Annotated in this window: 16 protein-coding genes and 1 pseudogene; 9 read left to right on the forward strand and 8 right to left on the reverse strand. The window is 67.5% G+C overall.

Translation table 11 applies throughout. The annotated features are described in order from the left end of the window. Window positions 1-137: 137 nt before the first annotated feature. Window positions 138-1,445, reverse strand: coding sequence for an acetyl-CoA C-acetyltransferase (locus ACGFK1_RS26115; RefSeq protein ID WP_393436345.1), 1,308 nt, complete (start codon window positions 1,443-1,445; stop codon window positions 138-140). A 37-nt stretch (window positions 1,446-1,482) separates the two neighbouring features. Here ACGFK1_RS26115 and ACGFK1_RS26120 point away from each other — a divergent pair, with 37 nt between their 5' ends. Both ACGFK1_RS26120 and ACGFK1_RS26125 read left to right on the forward strand, forming a co-directional pair. Then, the gene (locus tag ACGFK1_RS26120) at window positions 1,483-2,859 is read left to right on the forward strand and encodes a 3-oxoacyl-ACP reductase (protein WP_393436348.1); all 1,377 of its coding nucleotides are present in this window, start codon (window positions 1,483-1,485) and stop codon (window positions 2,857-2,859) included. A 1-nt stretch (window position 2,860) separates the two neighbouring features. Further along, on the forward strand, window positions 2,861-3,703 hold the full coding sequence (locus tag ACGFK1_RS26125) for a MaoC/PaaZ C-terminal domain-containing protein (protein ID WP_393436351.1): 843 nt from the start codon (window positions 2,861-2,863) through the stop codon (window positions 3,701-3,703). 10 nt (window positions 3,704-3,713) lie between these two features. Here ACGFK1_RS26125 and ACGFK1_RS26130 read toward each other — a convergent pair whose 3' ends face one another. The 6 genes and pseudogenes from ACGFK1_RS26130 to ACGFK1_RS26155 form a co-directional block, all read right to left on the reverse strand. Next, window positions 3,714-4,376 (reverse strand): L,D-transpeptidase, encoded by a 663-nt coding sequence (locus tag ACGFK1_RS26130; RefSeq protein ID WP_393436354.1) that lies wholly within the window; start codon window positions 4,374-4,376, stop codon window positions 3,714-3,716. After that, window positions 4,373-4,531, reverse strand: a complete 159-nt coding sequence (locus ACGFK1_RS26135; RefSeq protein WP_393436357.1) for a hypothetical protein — start codon at window positions 4,529-4,531, stop codon at window positions 4,373-4,375. The genes ACGFK1_RS26130 and ACGFK1_RS26135 overlap by 4 nt, the downstream gene beginning before the upstream one ends. A gap of 100 nt (window positions 4,532-4,631) precedes the next feature. Continuing rightward, window positions 4,632-5,570: a carbohydrate kinase family protein gene (locus ACGFK1_RS26140; protein ID WP_393436360.1), complete on the reverse strand. Its 939-nt coding sequence runs from the start codon at window positions 5,568-5,570 to the stop codon at window positions 4,632-4,634. Beyond that, a pseudogene (locus ACGFK1_RS26145) lies at window positions 5,567-7,269 on the reverse strand (ABC transporter ATP-binding protein). The gene ACGFK1_RS26140 and the pseudogene ACGFK1_RS26145 overlap by 4 nt, the downstream one beginning before the upstream one ends. 126 nt (window positions 7,270-7,395) lie before the next feature. Continuing rightward, entirely contained in the window at window positions 7,396-8,085 is a 690-nt protein-coding gene (locus tag ACGFK1_RS26150) for a TetR/AcrR family transcriptional regulator (protein ID WP_393436363.1), read from the reverse strand. A gap of 34 nt (window positions 8,086-8,119) precedes the next feature. Beyond that, window positions 8,120-9,292: a glycoside hydrolase family 3 N-terminal domain-containing protein gene (locus ACGFK1_RS26155; protein ID WP_393436366.1), complete on the reverse strand. Its 1,173-nt coding sequence runs from the start codon at window positions 9,290-9,292 to the stop codon at window positions 8,120-8,122. Window positions 9,293-9,345: 53 nt separating this feature from the next. On the opposite strand from ACGFK1_RS26155, the gene ACGFK1_RS26160 reads away from it, so the two are divergent. From ACGFK1_RS26160 to ACGFK1_RS26185, 6 genes are all read left to right on the forward strand, one after another. Further along, complete coding sequence (locus tag ACGFK1_RS26160; protein ID WP_393436369.1) at window positions 9,346-10,170, forward strand: patatin-like phospholipase family protein; 825 nt, start codon at window positions 9,346-9,348, stop codon at window positions 10,168-10,170. Next, window positions 10,170-11,111, forward strand: coding sequence for a lysophospholipid acyltransferase family protein (locus tag ACGFK1_RS26165; RefSeq protein WP_393436372.1), 942 nt, complete (start codon window positions 10,170-10,172; stop codon window positions 11,109-11,111). The genes ACGFK1_RS26160 and ACGFK1_RS26165 overlap by 1 nt, the downstream gene beginning before the upstream one ends. Window positions 11,112-11,175: 64 nt before the next feature. Next, window positions 11,176-11,349, forward strand: a complete 174-nt coding sequence (locus ACGFK1_RS26170; RefSeq protein ID WP_393436375.1) for a DUF2613 domain-containing protein — start codon at window positions 11,176-11,178, stop codon at window positions 11,347-11,349. Between the two features lie 46 nt (window positions 11,350-11,395). After that, a complete protein-coding gene (locus tag ACGFK1_RS26175) occupies window positions 11,396-15,649 on the forward strand; it encodes an alpha-(1->3)-arabinofuranosyltransferase (protein ID WP_393436378.1) in 4,254 nt (1,417 codons plus the stop codon). Beyond that, window positions 15,601-16,581, forward strand: coding sequence for a phosphotriesterase-related protein (locus tag ACGFK1_RS26180; RefSeq protein WP_393436381.1), 981 nt, complete (start codon window positions 15,601-15,603; stop codon window positions 16,579-16,581). The genes ACGFK1_RS26175 and ACGFK1_RS26180 overlap by 49 nt, the downstream gene beginning before the upstream one ends. After that, window positions 16,578-18,047, forward strand: coding sequence for an AMP-binding protein (locus ACGFK1_RS26185; RefSeq protein WP_393436384.1), 1,470 nt, complete (start codon window positions 16,578-16,580; stop codon window positions 18,045-18,047). The genes ACGFK1_RS26180 and ACGFK1_RS26185 overlap by 4 nt, the downstream gene beginning before the upstream one ends. Here ACGFK1_RS26185 and ACGFK1_RS26190 read toward each other — a convergent pair. Further along, a complete protein-coding gene (locus ACGFK1_RS26190) occupies window positions 18,044-19,153 on the reverse strand; it encodes an acyltransferase family protein (RefSeq protein WP_393436622.1) in 1,110 nt (369 codons plus the stop codon). The two genes, ACGFK1_RS26185 and ACGFK1_RS26190, sit on opposite strands and share 4 nt — an antisense overlap. A 237-nt stretch (window positions 19,154-19,390) precedes the next feature. Between ACGFK1_RS26190 and ACGFK1_RS26195 the strand changes: the two genes are divergently transcribed. Next, window positions 19,391-20,596, forward strand: a complete 1,206-nt coding sequence (locus tag ACGFK1_RS26195) for a DUF3068 domain-containing protein (RefSeq protein WP_393436387.1) — start codon at window positions 19,391-19,393, stop codon at window positions 20,594-20,596. Window positions 20,597-20,655 lie beyond the last annotated feature (59 nt).

The following is a 20,655-nucleotide window of genomic DNA, read 5'->3' on the forward strand; positions in this document are numbered from 1 at the left end:
GAGCACCATCGAAGCACTCTGTGTCGAAAAGTAAGAGCCCCGTGTTGCCGTCGGGTCGGGGGGTCAGACGGCAACACGGAGCTATCAGGTCTATCGAGTGCCCCCACCGGCCCGTTACAACGCTGTGGAAGTTTTTTCTAGGCCTCGAGAATTGCGGCGACGCCCTGTCCGCCTGCCGCGCAGATCGAGATCAGGCCGCGGACCGGCTGACCGGTCTCCTTCTTCTTTTCGGCAAGTTGCTTGGCCAGTTGAGCCACGATGCGCCCACCCGTCGCGGCGAACGGGTGGCCCGCGGCCAACGACGAGCCGTTGACGTTGAGCTTCGACCGATCGATGCTGCCGAGCGCGGCGTCGAGGCCGAGCCGCTCCTTGCAGTACTCCTCGGACTCCCACGCCTGCAGGTGAGCCAGCACCACCGAGGCGAACGCCTCGTGGATCTCGTAGAAGTCGAAGTCGCCCAGGCTCAAGCCGTTTCGCGCCAGCAGCCGCGGCACGGCGTAGGTGGGCGCCATCAGCAGGCCATCCTTGCCGTTGACGTAGTCGACCGCTGCGGTCTCGGCGTCCACGTAGTACGCCAGCGGCTCGATGCCGCGCTGCGCGGCCCACTCCGGCGTGGCGAGCAGTGCCACCGACGCGCCGTCGGTGAGCGGCGTCGAGTTGCCCGCCGTCATGGTCGCGTCGCCGTTGCGAACCCCGAACACCGGCTTCAGCTTGGCGAGCTTCTCCGCTGACGAGTCGGCGCGCAGGTTGTTGTCCCGGTACAGCCCGAGGAACGGGGTGACCAGATCGTCGAAGAATCCGCGGTCGTAAGCGGCGGCCATGTTGCGGTGGCTGGCGGCGGCCAGCTCGTCCTGGTCGACGCGCTTGATGCCCATCTGCTTGGCCGTGACGGCCTGGTGCTCACCCATCGACAGGCCGGTGCGCGGTTCGCTGTTGACCGGGATCTGGATGCCGAGCGACGCGGGTAGTTTGCCGACCAGCCTGAGCCGCTCGATGTTGGACTTCGAGCGGCGCAGTCCGAGCAGCACGCGGCGCAGGTCGTCGCCGAACGCGATCGGCGCGTCCGATGCGGTGTCCACCCCGCCTGCGGCCGCAACGTCATAGCGACCCGCGGCAATGCCGTCGGCCGCGGCGATGGTCGCCTGCAGGCCGGTGCCGCACGCCTGCTGGATGTCAAATGCGGGCGTGTACGACGACAGCGAGCTGCCGAGCACGCACTCACGCATCAGGTTGAAGTCGCGGCTGTGCTTGAGCACCGCACCGCCAATCACCGCGCCGAGCGTCTCGCCGTCGAGGTTGAAGCGGTCGATGAGCCCACCGAGCGCCGCGGTGAACATGTCCTGATTGGAGGCGTTGGCATACGCGCCGTCGGACCGCGCGAAGGGGACTCGGTTGCCGCCGAGGATGGCGACGCGTCGGTGGGTATCACTAGCCATGAACCCCATACTACGCACCCTTCTTACTCTGGAGTAAGTTCTCCCCATGGCTTCCGATCTGTATTCGCAAATCGTCCACTCGGCGCCCGGATCGTTCCTCGCCAACAGGCTCGGTATTCCGCAGCCGGAGACGCTGCGCCGGTACCAGCCCGGTGACCAGCCGCTGGCGGGCACGCTGCTGATCGGCGACTCCGGCTCGATTGCCGGCTCAGCCGGCGGCCGCGTCGTCGAGCCGCTGCGCCTCGCGCTGGCCGAGGACTACGACCTGGTGTCCGACAACCTCGGCGGGCGCTGGGCCGACTCGTTCGGCGGGCTGGTGTTCGACGCCACCGGCATCACCGAACCGGCTGGGCTCAAGGCGTTGTACGAATTCTTCACACCGCTTCTTCGCAACCTCGGGGCCTCCGGGCGCATCGTCGTGATCGGCACGACGCCCGAGGACGTCGACAACGGGCACGAGCGGGTGGCGCAGCGGGCGCTCGAGGGGTTCACCCGGTCGCTGGCCAAGGAGATGCGGCGCGGCGCCACGGTGAACCTGGTGTACCTGTCGCCGGAGGCCAAGCCCGCGGCCACCGGGCTCGAGTCGACCGTGCGGTTCCTGCTGTCCGGCAAGTCGGCCTACGTCGACGGCCAGGTCTTCCGGGTGGGCGCCGCCGACTCGGCACCGCCCGCCGATTGGGACAAGCCGCTGGACGGCAAGGTGGCGATCGTGACGGGGGCCGCGCGCGGCATCGGTGCGACGATCGCGGAGGTGTTTGCCCGCGACGGGGCGAAGGTGGTGTGCATCGACGTCGAGCAGGCGGCGGAGCCGCTGGGGATCACGGCGTCGAAGGTGGGCGGCACCGCGCTGACGCTGGACGTCACCGCGGACGACGCCGTCGACAAGATCACCGAGCATCTGCGCGAGGTGCATGACGGTCGCGCCGACATCCTGGTCAACAACGCAGGCATCACGCGCGACAAGCTGCTGGCCAACATGGACGAAGCCCGCTGGGATTCCGTTGTTGCCGTGAACCTACTTGCGCCGCTTCGGCTTACCGAGGGCATGGTGGCCAACGGAAGCCTCGCCGAGGGTGGCCGGGTGATCGGGCTGTCGTCGATGGCCGGGATCGCGGGCAACCGCGGGCAGACCAACTATGCGGCCACCAAGGCGGGCATGATCGGGCTGACGGACACGCTGTCGGCGGAGTACGCGGACAAGGGAATCACCGTCAACGCGGTGGCGCCCGGTTTCATCGAAACGAAGATGACCGAGGCGATTCCGTTGGCCACCCGTGAGGTGGGTCGTCGGCTCAACTCGCTGTACCAGGGCGGGCAACCCGTCGACGTCGCCGAAACCATCGCGTACTTCGCCAGCCCGGCGTCGAATGCCGTCACGGGCAACACCATCCGGGTGTGCGGCCAGGCGTGGTTGGGAGCGTGACGTGACGCAACCGTCGGGGTTGATGAATCTGGTGCGCGCCGCGACGGGCGCACTGCCGTTCGTGCCGCGCGGCGACACACTGCCCGAGCGCACGTTGGGTGTCGACGAGCTGAGTATCGATCCGGCCAACGTTGCGGCGTACGCCAATGTGACGGGGTTGCAGTTCGGCGACGAGGTGCCGCTGACGTATCCGTTCGCCTTGACGTTCCCGACCGTGATGTCGTTGGTGACCGGGTTCGACTTCCCTTTCGCCGCAATGGGTTCGGTGCACATCGAAAACCACATCACGCAGTACCGGCCGATCCTGGTGACCGACACCGTTTCGGCGCAGGTGCACGCGGAGAACTTGCGCGAGCACCGGCGCGGCCTGCTGGTCGACGTTGTCACCGACGTGAAGGTCGGCAACGAGCAGGCCTGGCATCAGGTGACGACGTTCTTGCATCAACAGAGGACGAGCCTGTCCGATGAGCCGAAGCCGCCACCGCAGAAGCAGCCGAAGCCCGGCCCGCCGAATGCGGTGCTGCGCATCACGCCGGGGCAGATCCGGCACTACGCCTCGGTCGGTGGGGACCACAACCCCATCCACACCAACCCGATAGCCGCGAAGCTGTTCGGGTTCCCGACCGTGATCGCACACGGAATGTTCAGTGCCGCAGCGGTTCTGTCGAACATCGAGGGTCAGCTGCCGGACGCCGTCAAGTACTCTGTGCGGTTCGCGAAGCCGGTGGTGCTGCCCGCGCAGGCCGGCCTGTATGTCGACCGCATCTCCGATGGTTGGCAGTTGACCCTGCGCAACCTGAAGAAGGGCGATCCACACCTGACGGGAACGGTGACCGCGCTCTAATCCGGGTGGGTCACGACGTGGACGCCGCGGTCAGCGACGGCGTCGCGACGCCGACGGTGATCACCGGTGACGCGGAGGGATCGAGCCAGTTCAGCACGGAGCGCATGTCGTCGCGGCCGATGGCGATACACCCCCAGGTGGGGCTGCCGTCGGAGACGTGGAGGAAGATGCCTGCCACCCGACCCGGAATGCGTTGGGGATTCACCGCGATGTTGACCGCGTAATCGTAGACAGGTCCGGAATCGTAGAGGTTCTCCGCGATGGACGACGGGCTGCCCGAGCGACGCACGTGGGTGTTGTAACTGGGTGATCGGGCGTCCTCGTCCCACCAATCCTGTTGAGTGGCCTGAAAATAGGGCATCTTGGTGCCAGGGTTGGGCTGGCGGCCGAAGGCTTGGTCAAAGGTGAACGTTCCTACCGGAGTGCGGCGAACGCCGTCGGCGGGAGCGCCGACGCCCAGCTCGCCTACCTTGGCGGGCACCGGGCCCAGCACCACCTTCCACTGCTGACCGATCCGCTGGAATGCGGTCAAGGTGCCCGTGGTGGACTGCGCTGCGGGCACCCCGACGACGATCCACTGGGCGGGTTGGCCCGCGGGACTCGCTGCCGCCGGTGCGGCAACGGACAGGCTCAGCAGTGCCCACCCGAGCAGGACTGCCTTGGCCGGTCTCACAGGGGCGGCAGTTTCGCCGACAACCAGTCGTTCAGGGCGTCTTGGCCGACCTGGTGAGCCTGCACGGCGTGTGATGCCGACCTTGGCGCTCCGGTGCTGTCGAAATGCGACTGCAACACGGTCAGGATCGCCGAGTACAGGTCCTTCTCGCTCACTGCTTCCTTCCGTCCGCCATGGTGCTTCCGTCGCATTCTTGCGGCGGGACGTGTCGTCGAAGCCAAGCTCCGGTAACGATTCGACGGCAGGGCCTGCGGGCTATCCCCGCAACGCCTGCGCGGCAATGGCGTCGGCAGAGGCCAGGTCGAACTCGCCGTGGTCGCTGCCAAGGCCCTGCGCGACGAGTGCCGCGACCGCATTGCCGAGCACCGCCGCCTGGCCCGGTTGCCTGCCGAGGCGGATACCGCAGACGAAGCCCGCCGAAAACGCATCTCCGCAGCCCGTCGTGTCGACCACCTCGACCGCGAAAGCCGGAACATGCTGGGTGCCTGCCGTATCGACCACCAGGGCTCCGTCGGCGCCACATGTCACGGCCAACAATCCCGCGCCCGCGTCGAGTAATCGCCGGCAGCCCTCGTCCAATTCAGCGGCACCGGTGAACCCGATCACCTGGTCCGTGTTCGGCAACAGGTAATCGGTGTGGGCCAACGCGGGGGCAATCAGGTCAAACGTCCCCATGCCGCCCGGGGCGATCAAGTCGACAGACGTCGTGACCCCATTGCCCTTGGCGTGTTCGAGAATTCGCGCGGCGAAGTCGGGGCCGAGCATCTCCACACCGCCGAGGTGGATATGGTCCGCAGCGGCGATGGCATCCCAGTCGACGTCGTCCAGGCCGTATGCCAGGTTGGCTCCCAGCAGATGCAGGGCCGGTCGCTCGCCATTCGGCCTGATCGGTAGGACCGACATCGACGTCGGCACATCGGGTTTGCGCACCACCAGGCGGGTGTCGACATCCGCTCGGTCAAGCAGCGACAGCAGCACGTCGCCCGCCGCGTCCTCGCCTATCGCTCCTGCTGTGCTCACCGCCGCACCGAGTTTGGCGAATGTCAGTGCCGTACCGGCGGCGGTACCCGCCGCCGTCATGCGCATCTGTTCGACCAACGCCGTGTCTTGCCCCGGCGGAATGTCGGTGACCGGACGAACAAGCACGTCGAGAATGTGGGCACCCATGCAGACGACAGATGTGATGACGTTCATCGGTACACCAAATCGGGGTCGACGTTCTGCGCCTCGTACAACCGCTTGTACAGACCACCCGCAGCCATCAGCGTGTGATGATCGCCGACCTGCGCGATACGTCCGTTCTCGAGAACCAGGATTCGATCCGCAACCGCGGCAACGAAATCCATGTCGTGGCTGATCACCATGCAGGTACGGTCGCGCGCGTAATCCCGGATCACACCGGTCAGCCTGGCCCGCTGGTCGGCGTCGAGGTTCTCGGTCGGTTCGTCGAGCAGCAACACCTCGGGTTTGCGTAACAAGCAGCGCGCCAACGCGATCAGCCGTTTCTGTCCGCCCGACGGCACCTGCACGTCCATCACCGTGTCATAGCCGTGGCTCATCTTCATCGGATCGGTGATGACGGCGTGCACATGCGCCTGCTTGCAGGCTTCCTCGACGTCGGAATCGCTGGCGGTCGGGCACGCCAGTCGGATGTTCTCTCGGATCGTGTCTTTGGTGAAGAACGGAAACTGGGCGAGCTTGGACACCTGGGCGCGCAGCGACGCGATCGTGACACCCGTGACGTCGTGGCCGTCGAGCAGGATCCGCCACGCTGCGGGTCCAGGAATCGCAACAGCAGGTTGAACACCGTTGACTTGCCCGACCCGATGCCGCCGACAAGGGCCACCGTCTCGCCCTCTGCGATGGAAAACGACAGCCCATCGAGCACAGGATGTTCGGGGGCATAGCCGAATGTCACATCCTCGAAAACGACATTGCCGTGTACCTCGCCGATCGGCGTGGCGCCTGCCCGGTCGTAAACCGTCGGGCGGGTGTCGAGCAACTCGTACGTCGACGTCGCACCGGGCAGCACCGACTTATAGGTGGTGTAGGCGCCCATCACCCGTTGCGCCGCACCGAACATCGTCGGCACCATCCCCGCGAACACCATGAGCCCCGCGAACGTGAGGCCGAAGCTGGCAGAAAAGCCCACACCGACGAGCAACACCACCACCGTGCTGAGTGCGACGAATACCTGAGACCCGTTGGCAGTCGCCTGCATCCACACCACGCTGGACGCATCACTCTTCGCCGCGGCATCCGACGCCTCGTGAAATCGTTTGCTGCGAATGGCCTCGGCATTGAAGGTCTGGATCTCGGCGATCCCGTTCACGGTCTGTTCGAGTTCCGCGGCCATCAGGCGGTCCGCATTGATCACGCGCTGTATTGCACTCTGCACCCGGCGCCCGGCCACTCTCAAGGTCAACAGCGCCAACGGCGTAAGGGCGAGCGCGGCGATCGTCATCTGCCACGAGATGGCGAGTAGATGGGCGACCGCCACCGCCAGCACCGCCGCGTCAATCAGCGGAGCGATCATGCAGTCCATCAAAAGCCGCTGCACACTTGCGGATTCCACCGTCACGCGGGGTATCAGTGCGCCGCTTTTCGACGCGGTGAAGAAGTCCAGCGACAGCGTCTGAATGTGGTCGTGCACCCGTTGCTGAATATCGGTGACGAGTATCCGCTGGGCCTTCACCCTGACCGCCGCGTTCACCAGGTACATCAATTGCGTCAACAACAGCGAGACACCCCACGTCGCGAGTAGCACCGCGAACGGCACCGGACCCGCGACAGAGGCGAGCACACCGTCCTGTCGCGCAACGAGTGGGCCACGCAAATCCCATACGCCACTGAGGTTTCCGCTCACACCAGCGTCCGCGACAACCTGCATCATGGGCCCGAACACGGCGGCCGTGACGTAGGGCAGCGCCGACGCGATCACACCGAGAACCAACAGGGCCTCAATCAGGCCACGCACGGACCGTAGTAGGCCCAGACTGCGCCTCAGCACACGGCGAGCCTAGTTTGACGCCACCGCCTGCGTGTCTTTATCGATCCCCGGGTCGTCGCCCTGCCCGTCGGGCGGGGGGTGCCCCCATCGCTCCTGGCCGCCGGTATCCAACGGCGTGCCCTTCAGGCCGCGCCAGAACAGGTTGATCATCAACTCGGCGGCCTCGTCGACGTCGGCGTCACCGGTGCTGACCCTGGTGGCCACCGCCTCGCCCGCACCCACCAACGCGACAGCCATCATGTCGAAATCGGTGTCCGGTTCGGGATGGCGGGTGCCCGACCGCAGCAGCCTGCCGACCAGATCGATGATGCGCTCGCGACCCTCGCGCACAGTATGGGCGAACGCCTGCGAACTGGTCGCCTGGTTGTAGAGCACCATCCACGACGCCCGGTTCGAGTCGATGTAGGTCAAGAACGCCAGAACGGCATTGCGTAGCAAGTCCTTTGGGCTCTGCGAGAAGTCGATCTTGCTACGCACGTCTTCGACGAACCGGGTCAATTCGCGGTCAAGGCAAGCGCCGAACAGTTCTTCCTTCGAGCCGTAATACAGGTAAAGCATCGGCTTGGAGATCTCTGCCTCGGCGGCGATGGCGTCCATCGACGTCTCGTGATAGCCGTTGACAGAGAAGATCTGCACCGCGGCGTCGAGCATCTGCTGTTCGCGCACGGCGCGTGGCAAACGCTTGGTGCCTCCGGCCATTACTCAAGAGTAAGCAATCGATGCCGAATCGGCGTCAGCAGCGCTGGTTGGGGCCCTTGAGCGCCGCCATCCGCAAGACCGACGCATCGACCCGCGGCAGCGTCAACTCGCCCGCGGCCAGCGCCTTCTCCAACCGGTCCAGCACCGCAGGAACTTCGTCGGTGGTCACCCACAACGCGACGTCGGCGCCGGCCTGTAACCCGCGAAGGGCCGCCTCGGCCACACCCATCCGGTCGCTGATCGCCTGCATGCTCGACAGGTCGTCGGTGAACACCGGGCCGTTGAACGCTGGGCCGCCGTAGTCCCCCGACCGCAGAAGCGCGTACGCCGCCGGGCTCAGGCTGGCCGGATCACTGCCGGTCAGGCCGGGCACCTCGATATGGCCCACCATGACGCCGACCGGGCCCTGCGTGGTCAGCGTGCGGTACGGGATCAGGTCGTTGGCCTGCAGGTCCGCGATCGGCGGGGTGACCACGCTTCCGGTGTGCGTATCACCCGAGCCGTGGCCGTGGCCGGGGAAGTGCTTGAGCACCGGCAGCAGGCCCGCATCGCGCAGGCCCCGGGCGTAGGCGCCCGCGTAGTCGGTCACTGCGGTGGGGTCGGCGCCGAACGAGCGGTCGCCGATCACGGTGTCGTCCGGGGCGTTGGTGACGTCGGCGACCGGCGCGAAGTCGATGGTGATGCCGAGCTTGCGCATCGCCTGGCCGCGCTCGAGGGCGATCTTGTACACCTCGTCGGGGGTGTGGCTGGCCGCCAGGACCCGGGCCGACGGCTGGGTGCCGATCAGCGACGAAAGCCGGGACACGCGGCCACCCTCCTCGTCGACGCTGACGGCGAGCGGCAGCGGACCCGTCTCGGTGATGCTGGGCAGCGTTCCGTCGGACAACATCGACAGGTCGGTCCAGCTGCCGATGAAGATGCCGCCGACGTGATGGTTCTCGACCACCGCGCGTGCGTCCGCGGCACCGGTGACGCCGACCATCAGCAGCTGGGCGAGCTTGTCGCGGGTCGTCATGCTCGCCAGCAGCGCGGCCCCGTCGCCACAGGCAGGCGGCACGGGTTCGGCGGCGGGCGCGGGGGCGGCGGTGGCAGCCATGGTCGGGGCGGAGGTCGACGACGGCTTGGCGGGCTGCTGAGCGGGCGCCGAGCAGGCCGCCACAAGGGACGACAGCGCGGCCAGGACCATCAGTCGACGAGGCAAAGCCATCTGGCCATGCTGTCATGCGCGGCAAGCGGCCGCGTCGTGGGTATTCACGGTGCATGTCATGCCATGCCTTTGTTCTGGGCGGGGGTGGGCTGCTCGGAGCCGCCGAAGCAGGGATGGCCAGCGCCCTGCTGGATGCCGGTGTGCGGCCCGACGTGGTGTGCGGTACCTCGGTCGGCGCGATCAACGGCGCGGCGCTCGCCGCGGATCCGACACCGGCCGGCGGACGACAGCTGCTGGCGTTCTGGGATGCATTGCCGGACGAGGGCGCCCTGGACGGCTCGGTGTTCAGGCGGGCCGCCGAGGTGGTGCGCCGCAGAACGTCGCTGCACGGCAACGGCGAGCTTCGCCGGATGTTGCGCGAGTATCTGCCTGCCCGAACCTTCGAAGAGCTCGCCGTCCCGTTCGAATGTGTCGCCGCCAGCATCGAGCAGGCCCGCGAGCGCTGGTTCAACACCGGCGACCTAATCGAACCGGTGCTGGCCTCCTGTGCGCTGCCCGGGGTCTTCCCGCCCGTCCGGATCGGCGATCAGCACTATTTCGACGGCGGCCTGGTCAACAGCATCCCGCTGGATCGAGCGGTGCAACACGGCGCGGACACCATCTGGGTGCTGCACGTCGGCCGGTTGGAGGAAGACCTCGCGCCGCCGCGATTTCTGTGGGAGGTCGGCTTCACGGCATTCGAGATTTCCCGCAGGCATCGGTTCCACAGCGATCTCGAACGGGTCGGGCCCGACGTCGCCGTCCATGTATTGCCCAGCGGTTTACCGCAACGGCAAGCCGCCACCTGGTCGAACCTGCGCTACCGCGACACCCGGCGCATCGCCCGGCGGGCCGAGCTGGCCTACCAGGCGACCAGCGACTATCTGGAGGCATTGTGATGAAGCTGCTGCGCCGAGCGGTGACAGTGCCGTTGGCCACCGTCGTGATGATCGGCATCCTCGTGGTGTGGCCGCTCCTGCTGGTCGTCGGCGGCGTCGCCGGACTGATCACCCGGTCGAGTCTTCCGGTGCGAACACTCGGCGTGCTGATGGCGTATGCGCTGCTCGAGCTTCGGGCGTTGTGGCAGTTGATGCGCGGCGGTCTGGAGTGCGATGAGTTCATGCGCGACGTGTTGGAGCGGACCCACACGGTCGGGCGCCGCACGCTTCATCTCGACGTGCAACTGGACGACGCCTCACCCACGCCAGAGCAGATTCCGCGCGCCGAGCCGGTGATCGTGCTGTCTCGGCATTGCGGACCGGGGGACACCCTGCTGGTGGCCTGGCTGCTCAGTGTCCATTACGGGCTGCGGCTACGCATCGTGCTCAAGGCCCTGCTGTCATGTGAACCCGTTCTCGATTTCGTCGGCGACCTTGGTTGCCTGTGCTTTCTGAGTCACCGAGGGAGCAAGGCGCGCAAGCAAATTCGTGATCTCGCCGGCTCTTTGGTCGGTGGCCAGGCGCTGCTTTTGTTCCCCGAGGGCGGGAACTTCACGTGGGCGCGGTGGCGCGAGGCGATCGTGCGGCTTCGGTCGACCGGCCGGTTACGCGAAGCGCGGCGGGCATGGCGTCAGACGTACACGCTGCCTCCACGCACCGGCGGCACCGCGGCGGCGCTGTCAGGCGCACCTCGCGCCAACGTGATGGTGCTCACCCACACGGGTTTCTCGCCCGACGGGCGCGCGCGCGCATGGTGGCGCCTGCCGATGAACCGGCAGTTGTTGGTCCGCACGGTTGTCGTGCCTGTCGCCGAGGTGCCTGAGCCGGGCCAACTGGGTCCCTGGCTGGAGCGGACGTGGAGCCAGGTCGACGCGTGGGTGGCCGGCCACGTCACCGGCTAGGCGCGGCTGCCGGATGACGGGTTCGCCGGCGGGGACGCGCGACCTTGTCTGCTACTTTGGCCGCATGGACCGGTTCATCGTTCCCGCCGCAGCCAGCGTCGTTGTGGGTCTGCTGCTGGGAGCGGCCGCCGTCTTCGGTGTGACGCTGATGGTGCAGCAGGACACCAAGCCGCCGCTGCAACCGGGCGACCCGGCGTCGTCGGTGCTCAACAGGGTCGAGTACGGCGACCGCACCTGAGTTGTGGACAGCTTCGCTGTCCTCGGACGGTAGATCGCAGCAGCCGTTGTCGCGGCGCTGGCTGTGGGTGACCGCGGCGGCGGCGCTGATTCTGTCGTTCGCCCAGTCGCCGGGGAAGATCTCACCCGACACCAAGCTCGACCTGACCGCAAACCCGCTGCGCTTTCTTGCCCGCGCATTCAACCTGTGGAACAGCGAGTTGCCGTTCGGCCAGGCGCAGAACCAGGCGTACGGCTACCTGTTTCCGCACGGCGCCTTCTTCTTGGCAGGCGACGTGCTGGGCGTGCCGGGCTGGGTGACCCAGCGACTGTGGTGGGCGCTGCTGCTGACGGTCGGCTTCTGGGGGCTGCTGCGGGTGGCCGAGGCCCTTGGCATCGGCAGCCCGACTTCACGAGTGATCGCTGCGACGGCCTTCGCTCTGTCCCCCCGCGTGCTGACCACGATCGGCGCGATCTCGTCGGAGACGCTGCCGATGATGCTGGCGCCATGGGTTCTGCTGCCCGTGATCCTCGCTCTGCGCGGGCAAGGCTCGGTGCGGGTGCTGGCGGCGCGCTCCGCGGGGGCCATCGCGCTGATGGGCGCGGTGAACGCGGTCGCGACGCTGACGGCCTGTCTGGCCGCCGCGATCTGGCTGGCCTGTCACCGGCCGAACCGGTTGTGGTGGCGCTTCGCGGCCTGGTGGACGGTGTGCATCGTGCTGGCCGTGCTGTGGTGGGTGGTCGCGCTGGTCATGCTCGGCCGGATCAGCCCGCCGTTCCTCGACTTCATCGAGTCCTCCGGCGTCACCACGCAGTGGATGTCGCTGACCGAGATGCTGCGCGGCACCGACGCATGGACACCGTACGTGGCGCCGAACGCGACAGCGGGCACGTCGTTGGTGACGGGGTCGGTTGCGGTGCTGGCCACAACGTTGGTCGCCGCCGCAGGCATGGCAGGCCTTTCGATGCGCACGATGCCCGCGCGCGGCAGGCTCATCCTGATCATGCTCACCGGTGTCGTGCTGCTGGCGCTCGGCTACTCAGGTGGACTGGGATCACCTGTCGCGCACCAGGTTCAGGCCTTCCTGGACGCGGGCGGCACCCCGCTGCGCAACATCCACAAACTCGAGCCCCTGCTTCGACTGCCGCTCGGGCTCGGCCTCGCCCATCTGCTCGGCCGAATTCCCCTGCCCGGCAGTGCGCCTCGACAGCAATGGGCGCAGGCGCTCGCGCACCCCGAGCGCGACAAGCGGGTCGCGGTCGGCGTGGTGGTGTTGGTGGCGCTCGCGGCAGCGACGTCGCTGGCGTGGACCGGCAGGCTGACCCCGCCCGGTGCGTTCGACGCCATCCCGCAGTACTGGCACGACACCGCCGACTGGCTCGACGAACACAACACCGATCGAGGCCGCGTGCTGGTGGCGCCCGGGGCTCCGTTCGCGACCCAGGTGTGGGGCAACAGCCACGACGAACCCCTGCAGGTGCTCGGCAACAGCCCGTGGGGGGTTCGCGACTCGATTCCGCTGACACCGCCCGCCACCATCAGGGCGCTCGATTCGGTGCAGCGACTGTTCGCCGCGGGCCGACCGTCCGCCGGGCTGGCCGATACCCTCGCCCAGCAAGGGATTGTGTATGTGGTGGTGCGCAATGACCTCGATCCCGAGACGTCGCGGTCGGCGCGGCCTCTCCTGGTGCACCGGGCCATCGAAGGATCACCAGGCCTGACGAAGGTCGCTCAGTTCGGTGAGCCCGTCGGCCCCGGCACGCTGGCCGGGTTCATCACCGACAGTGGCCTGCGGCCACGCTTCCCCGCAGTGGAGATCTACAAGGTCGACAACTCCCCGGGCATGCATCCGTACCTCGTCGACACCGACGCGATGGCACGCGTCGACGGCGGCCCCGAGGCGCTGCTGCGGCTCAACGAGCGCCGCCGGCTGCTGGGCCAGCGACCGCTGGGACCGATGCTGCTCACCGGCGACGCGCAACGCGCGGGGCTGGCCGCACCGGCGGTCACCGTGACCGACACCCCGCTGGCCCGTGAGACCGACTACGGCCGCGTCGATGACCACTCCTCGGCGATCCGGAGCCCCGAGGATCAGCGACACACGTTCAATCGGGTGCCCGACTATCCCGCGGTTGACGCCGATTCCGTTTCCGGGCGGTGGAACGGAGGGCGCATCTCGGTGTCGAGTTCGGCGGCGGATTCGACTGCGCTGCCCAACGTCGCCCCTGCGACAGGACCGGCGGCGGCCATCGACGCCGATCCGTCGACGAGTTGGGTGTCCAATGCGTTGCAGGCGGCCGTTGGTCAGTGGCTGCAGGTCGATTTCGACCATCCGGTCACCAATGCCACCATCACGATCACGCCGAGTGCCACCGCCGTCGGCGCTCAGGTCCGACGCATCGAGGTGTCCACTGTCAACGGCAGCAGCACGTTGCGCTTCGACCAGGCGGGCAAGCCGTTGACGATCGCGCTGCCGTACGGCGAGACGCCATGGGTGCGGATCACGGCCGCGGCCACCGACGACGGCTCCGCCGGGGTGCAGTTCGGCATCACCGACTTCACCGTCACCCAGTACGACGCCAGCGGGTTCGCCCATCCGGTCAACCTGCGCCATACCGTCGTGGTGCCCGCGCCACCGCCGAATTCCGCTGTAGCACAATGGGATCTGGGTTCGGAGCTACTCGGCAGGCCCGGCTGCGCACAAGGTCCCACCGGCACGCGATGCGCCGCATCGATGGCGCTCTCGCCGGAGGAGCCTGTCAACCTCAGCCGAACGCTGCGCGTGCCGTCGCCGACCGCGGTCACGCCGACGGTATGGGTGCGCGCCCGGCAGGGCCCGAACCTGACCGACCTGATCAGCGAGCCCCGAACGGCGCGTGCGTTCGGCGACGCCGACCCGATCGACGTGCTTGGCTCGGCGTACGCCGCCGCCGACGGCGATCCCGGCACTGCGTGGACCGCACCGCAAAGCGTCGTGCAGCACAGGACGCCGCCCACCTTGACGCTGAAGTTACCCACCCGCACCGAGGTGGCCGGACTCCGAATCACGCCGAGTTCCGCTGTGCTGCCTGCACATCCGACGCTGGTGGCCGTCGACCTCGGCGACGGTCCCGAAGTGCGTTCGCTGTCAGGCGATGGCGGAACACAGAAGGTCAGCCTGCGTCCGGTGGTCACCGACACGATCAAGGTGTCCCTGCTGAGTTGGAAGGACGTCATCGACCGCACGGCGCTCGGCTTCGATCAGCTCAAACCGCCTGGGCTGGCCGAGGTGACGGCGCTGGACGCGAGGGGCACCCCGATCGCCGCCGCGGACGCCGCGCGCAACCGGGCCAGGGCCATTGATGTGCCGTGTGGGAAAGGGCCGATCATCGGCGTTGCCGGACAGTTCATCCAGACCTCCGTCACCACCACAGTCGGCGCACTGCTCGACGGCGATCCGGTGGCCGCCGAACCGTGCCGGTCCGAGCCGATCCCGCTGCCGGAAGGCGAGCAGGAACTCGTGGTCAGCCCCGGGGCCGCGTTCGTGGTGGACGGGATCCAGCTGGCGGGCCCGCTGGCCACCCAACTCCGCACCGCGGCAACGACTCCCGCGACCACACAGGACTGGACCGCGGACCATCGCACGATGGAGGTGACGGGCTCAGCGGCGTCACGGATCCTGGTCGTGCCCGAAAGCATCAACCCCGGTTGGACGGCGCGCGCGGCGGACGGCGCCGCGCTCACACCGGTCACCGTCAACGGCTGGCAACAGGGCTGGGTGCTTCCGCCTGAGGTCACTGGGCCCGTCACGCTCAGCTTCGACTCGAACACGCCGTACCGTGGAGGCTTGATCGGTGGGCTGGCCCTGCTGCCGATAATTGCGCTGCTGGCGTTGCTTCCCGCGCGTCGGCCCCGGCCTGACGATCCGCCCGCACGGCCGTGGCAACCAGGCCGGTTGACGACAAGCGTCGCGGTGATGGCAACCGCCGCCGCCATCTCAGGTTTCGCGGGCGTGGTCGTTGCCGCTGGCGCGCTGAGTTTGCGATACCTTCTGCGACGACGCGAAAAGCTCTGTGATGCAACCACAATCGGCCTGACGGCGGGCGGTCTCATTCTGGCGGGCGCCGTGCTCAGCCAGAATCCGTGGCGCTCCGTCGACGGCTATGTCGGCCACTCGTGGGGCATTCAGCTACTGGCCCTGGCCTCGGTGGCGATGCTGGCGGCGTCGACGGTGAGCGTCAGCGCTGAGAGAAAGCCGCCCGCTCCACAGACCGGCGACCTAGCATCGGTCCGGTGCCCAACCTCAACACCGCACGCGGAGCAATCGATACCGCAGACCTAGGCGTCACGCTGATGCACGAACACGTGTTCATCATGACCACCGAGATACTGCAGAACTATCCGGAAGCCTGGGGCGACGAGTCCAAGCGCATCGATGACGCGGTCACCCGACTGAACGAACTGAAGTCCCGCGGCGTCGACACCATCGTCGACCTCACAGTGGTGGGCCTGGGCCGCTACATCCCGCGCATTGTCCGCGTCGCGGCGCAAACAGACCTCAACATCGTCGTCGCGACAGGCCTGTACACGTACAACGACGTGCCGTTCTACTTCCACTACCTCGGCCCGGGCACGCCGCTCGATGGTCCCGAGATCATGACCGACATGTTCGTCCGCGACATCGAGCAGGGCATCGCCGACACCGGTATCAAGGCCGCCGTCCTCAAGTGCGCGACCGACGAACCAGGGGTGACGCCCGGCGTCGAACGGGTGCTGCGCGCCGTCGCGCAGGCACACCGCCGGACCGGGGTGCCGATCTCCACCCACACCCATGCGGCCACCCGGCGCGGGCTCGAACAGCAGCGCATCTTCGCCGAGGAAGGGGTGGACCTGTCCCGCGTCGTGATCGGCCACTCCGGCGACACCACCGATCTCGACTATCTCGAGGAACTCATCGGCAACGGCTCCTACATCGGCATGGACCGATTCGGCGTGGACGTCTATCTGCCGTTCGAGGACCGGGTCGCCACCGTCGCCAAGATGTGCGAGCGAGGACACGCCGACAAGATGGTGCTCTCCCACGACGCGTCGTGCTACTTCGACGCGCTTCCGGAGGAGACGCTGCCCATCGCGCTGCCGAACTGGCACTACCTGCACATCCACAACGACGTCATCCCCGCGCTCAAGGACCGCGGCGTCACCGACGAACAGCTCACCACCATGCTCGTCGACAACCCGCGCAAGATCTTCGAGAACCAGGGCGGGTACCGATGACCGCACCCGTCCCGCCGATCGCCGCCGAGTTCTCCCGGCTGGCTTCACTGGCGCCCGACGAACCGGCTGTCACGTGCGGCGGCCGAACCATGACCCGAGGCGAACTCGACAGTTCGACCAACCGGCTGGCGCGCGCCTATGCCGAACTCGGAGTGCGCCAAGGGGATTATGTGACGATCGTGCTGCCCAACTCGGTCGAGTGGATCCAGGCGGCGCTGGCGGCGTGGAAACTCGGCGCGGTGCCCCAGCCGCTGTCGGCGCGGTTGCCCGACGCCGAACTCGAGGGCCTGCTCGAACTGAAGCCACGGGCGCTGCTCGTTGGCCGCGACGATCCCCGCGGCGTAATCCCCAGTGTGCCCGGTGATTTCACGGGTGACACCGGCCTGTCGGATGCGCCGCTGCCCGAGGCTGTGTCACCGTCATGGAAGGCGCTGGGGTCGGGTGGCAGCACGGGCAGGCCAAAACTCATCGAGGCAGGCGGCGACAGCCGGTTCCCCGGGGCGCTGGCAGGCTACGGAATGGGTGCGGCCGACGGCGACACTCAACTGATCGCCGTGCCGTTGAGCCACAACACCGGCATGACCACCGCGACCATCGGCCTGTTGATGCGTCATCATCTGGTGTTGATGCCTCGGTTCGACGCCGCGGAGTTCATGCGGCTGATCGCCGAGCACCGCGTCAGCTTCATGGTGGTGGTGCCGACGATCATGCAGCGACTGCTCCCGGTGTATCGGGCCAACCCGGACGCGTACGACCTGTCGTCGATCCGGCGGTTGTGGCACGTCGGGGCGGCCTGCCCGCCCGCGGTCAAGGAGGCGTGGATCGAGATACTAGGCCCGGAGACCGTGTGGGAGTTGTACGGCGGCACCGAACTTCAGGCATTGACATTCGTCAGCGGGACCCAGTGGCTTGAGCACCGCGGCTCGGTCGGGGTCGTGGTCGCCGGCGAGATGAAGGTGCTCGACGACGACGGCAACGAATGTCCGCCCGGCGTTGTCGGTGAGATCTACATGCGGCCCTCACCCGGCAGTTCGCCCACATATCGCTATGTCGGCGCCACCGCGAAAAGCCGCGACGGGTGGGACTCGCTGGGCGATCTGGGCTACTTCGACGCCGACGGGTTCCTCTACCTCAACGACCGGCGGGTGGACATGTTCACCGTTGGCGGCCGCAACGTCTACCCCGCCGAGATCGAGTCGGCGCTGTCCGCGCATCCGAAGGTGTTGTCCTGCTTGGTGGTTGGAGTGCCCCACGAGGACCTTGGCCAGGTGCCATACGCCATCGTGGAGGCAGACGGACTCGACGAGGCCGAGGTGATCGCGTTCCTGTCCGAGCGCATCGCGCCCTACAAGGTGCCGACCACCGTCGAGTTCAGTGACACCCCGCTGCGTGACGATGCGGGCAAGGCGCGACGGTCGGCGGTGCGCGACGAGATCATCACGCGGCAGGCCGCGCAATCCAGCTAGTGCGCGACAGCGGGTTCAGGCACATCAGTGACCGAACTATCCAGCGGCGCCGGGTCGTTTCGCCTCTCCCACCGCCGCAACGCGTTTCGGCACGGTGACTCGATCAGGGCGTAACTCACCGCCGCGATCGCGAAGCCGAACACCACGGTGAGCACCAGCACCACCGGCATGTGACCGTTGAAGGCGAACTCGCCGATGACGGGGAACACCATCGTCAGCGCCGCCAGGTGCCACACGAACAACCCGTACGACCACCGTCCCAGCGTCACCATCGTGGTGTTGCCGAGCATCCGGTGCGGGGTCTCGGGCCGGTCCAGCACCAGCGGGGCGATCAGCGCCCCGGCGACCACCGCTCCCATCGCCGTCTTCATGATGAACTGGCTCACCGTGCCCGGCGTCAATCCCTCCGGACCGGCCACCGGCGACGCCGCGATCACAAACGCGGCCACCGCGACGGCCGCCATCAGCACCCGTCGGCGCGCCAACCGGTGCGGCCATCCGATCTCGGTGACAGTCAACTCGGCGAGCACCATGCCCGCGGCGAACCACGAGAAGAACGCGGGCGGCCAGTTCAACGGGTTCACCCCGAACGGCGCATGAATCGGCAGCAACGCCCACCCGAGGCTCGCCACGGCCACGGCCACGATCACGGGAATTCTCGCCCGCACTGGCAGGCGCCGCGCCAGCAATGCGAGGAACGGCAACGCCAGGTAGAACGCGACCTCGACGGACAGGCTCCACATCTGGGTCAGCCCGGCGGTCAGCGTCAGCGGCACGTATATCTGCGTCAGCGACAGATTCGCCAACCACACCGTGAGGTCGGCCTTCGCATCGGGCAGCAATGTGAGGATCACCACGACCGCGACCAGATAGCCCGGCATGATCCGGACAAGGCGCGACCGCAGATAGTGCCCCGTCGGCGGCCTCGACCGCAGCCCGCGCGCTGCCGCGGCGTGACCGCGCCACAACAGGAAGCCCGACAACGCGAAGAACACCGCGACGGCCAGGTCGAACCGCCCGAACAGCCGGCCGGCGATCCCGCCGGTGTGTCCAGTCTGAAATGCGACGTGGGTGAGCACGACCCCCACCGCGGCGCAGGCGCGCATGCCCTCGAGCGCGGGCAGGAAGCCACGCGTCCCACCGACCGCCGGGGCTTGCGTCACGACGACCAGTGTGCCGTGCTGATCGCCCGACGGAAAAACGGGTAGTCAAGCGGCCGTTGGCTGATGCATTCGTAGTAAGGATCGGCTTTAGTTTGGGCTGTTAGGGTCGAACGGGTTTGCCGCCGGTCCCTGGTCGGGGCGGCGGCCAAAGGGTCTGTCCGGAAACGAAGGAGGGGCGGCTTGAACCGCACCGTGGCGATGCGCATCGCAGCCTGCGGAATCTTGGGGCTGGGAGCCGCCCTGCTGATTGCCTCGCTGCTGCTGACCACGTACACCAAGGGCAAGATCGCCAAGATCCCACTCAACCTGGACGCCACCCTGGTCGCCGACGGGACCGGCACCGCGTTCGATCCCGAGTCATTGAACTCCGACAAGTTCGTGATCAACAAGAACGTGCCGGTCGCCCAGCAGGAGCAGATCAGCGTCGAGGCGCCGTCGAACGCCGACGTCGTCACGCTGCAGGTGGGCAACACGCTGCGCCGCACCGACAAACAGCAGGACGCGGGCCTGTTGCTGGCGCTCGTCGACACGGTGACCGTCAACCGCCGGACCGCGACCGCGGTCTCCAGTGAAAGCAATCCTGGTGGCGCCGTGCAGAAGCCCCGCGCCGTCGACGACACTGTGCCGCCGACCAACATCGCCCTGCCGCACGACGGGCTGGCCTACCGGTTCCCGTTCGACACGGAGAAGCGCACGTACCCGGTGTTCGATCCGATCGCGCAGAAGGCGTTCGACGCCAATTACGACGGCGAGGAAGACGTCAACGGGCTGACCACCTACAAGTTCAGCCAGAACGTCGGATACGACGCCGACGGCAAGCTGGTCGAACCGATCAAGTACTCGTCGCTGTACGACGACGACGCCGACGCGGAGGTCACTGCGCGGGCAGCACTGTGGGGCCTTCCGGGTAACCCCGACGAATCGATCACGATGACGCGGTACTACGCGGCGCAGCGCACCTTCTGGGTCGACCCGGTGTCCGGGACGATCGTCAAGAAGAAGGAGCACGGCTTCCATTACTACGCACGCGAGCCGCTCAAGCCCGAGGTGACGTTCGTCGACTACACCGTCACCTCCACCGACGAAACCGTGGAGTCGCAGGTGGCCAGCGCCCGCGACGAGCGCGACAAACTCGGATTGTGGGGCCGCATCCTGCCGATCACCTTTGCCGCAATCGGTGTGGTCACCGTCGTCGGCGGCGTGTTGCTCGGATCGTTCAGCCTGCGCGCGGAGTCTGCCTTGATCGATCCCGGACTCGACGAGGCGGATCACCGGTTCTTCGGGCCGCGTGGCGCCGAAAGCGACCGCGTGCCGGGCGCCGAGGCAAAGACCGAGAAGCTGCCTGCGCCCAGACCGTCGGACCTGCCTCCGGACAGACCGGTCTGATCGCGCGGTCTCTCGCGTCTTCTGCGGCGCGGACGCTTCTCGCGCCTGCCTACGCGCTG

This window comes from Mycobacterium sp. NPDC048908 (assembly GCF_043197955.1).
GTDB lineage: Bacteria > Actinomycetota > Actinomycetes > Mycobacteriales > Mycobacteriaceae > Mycobacterium.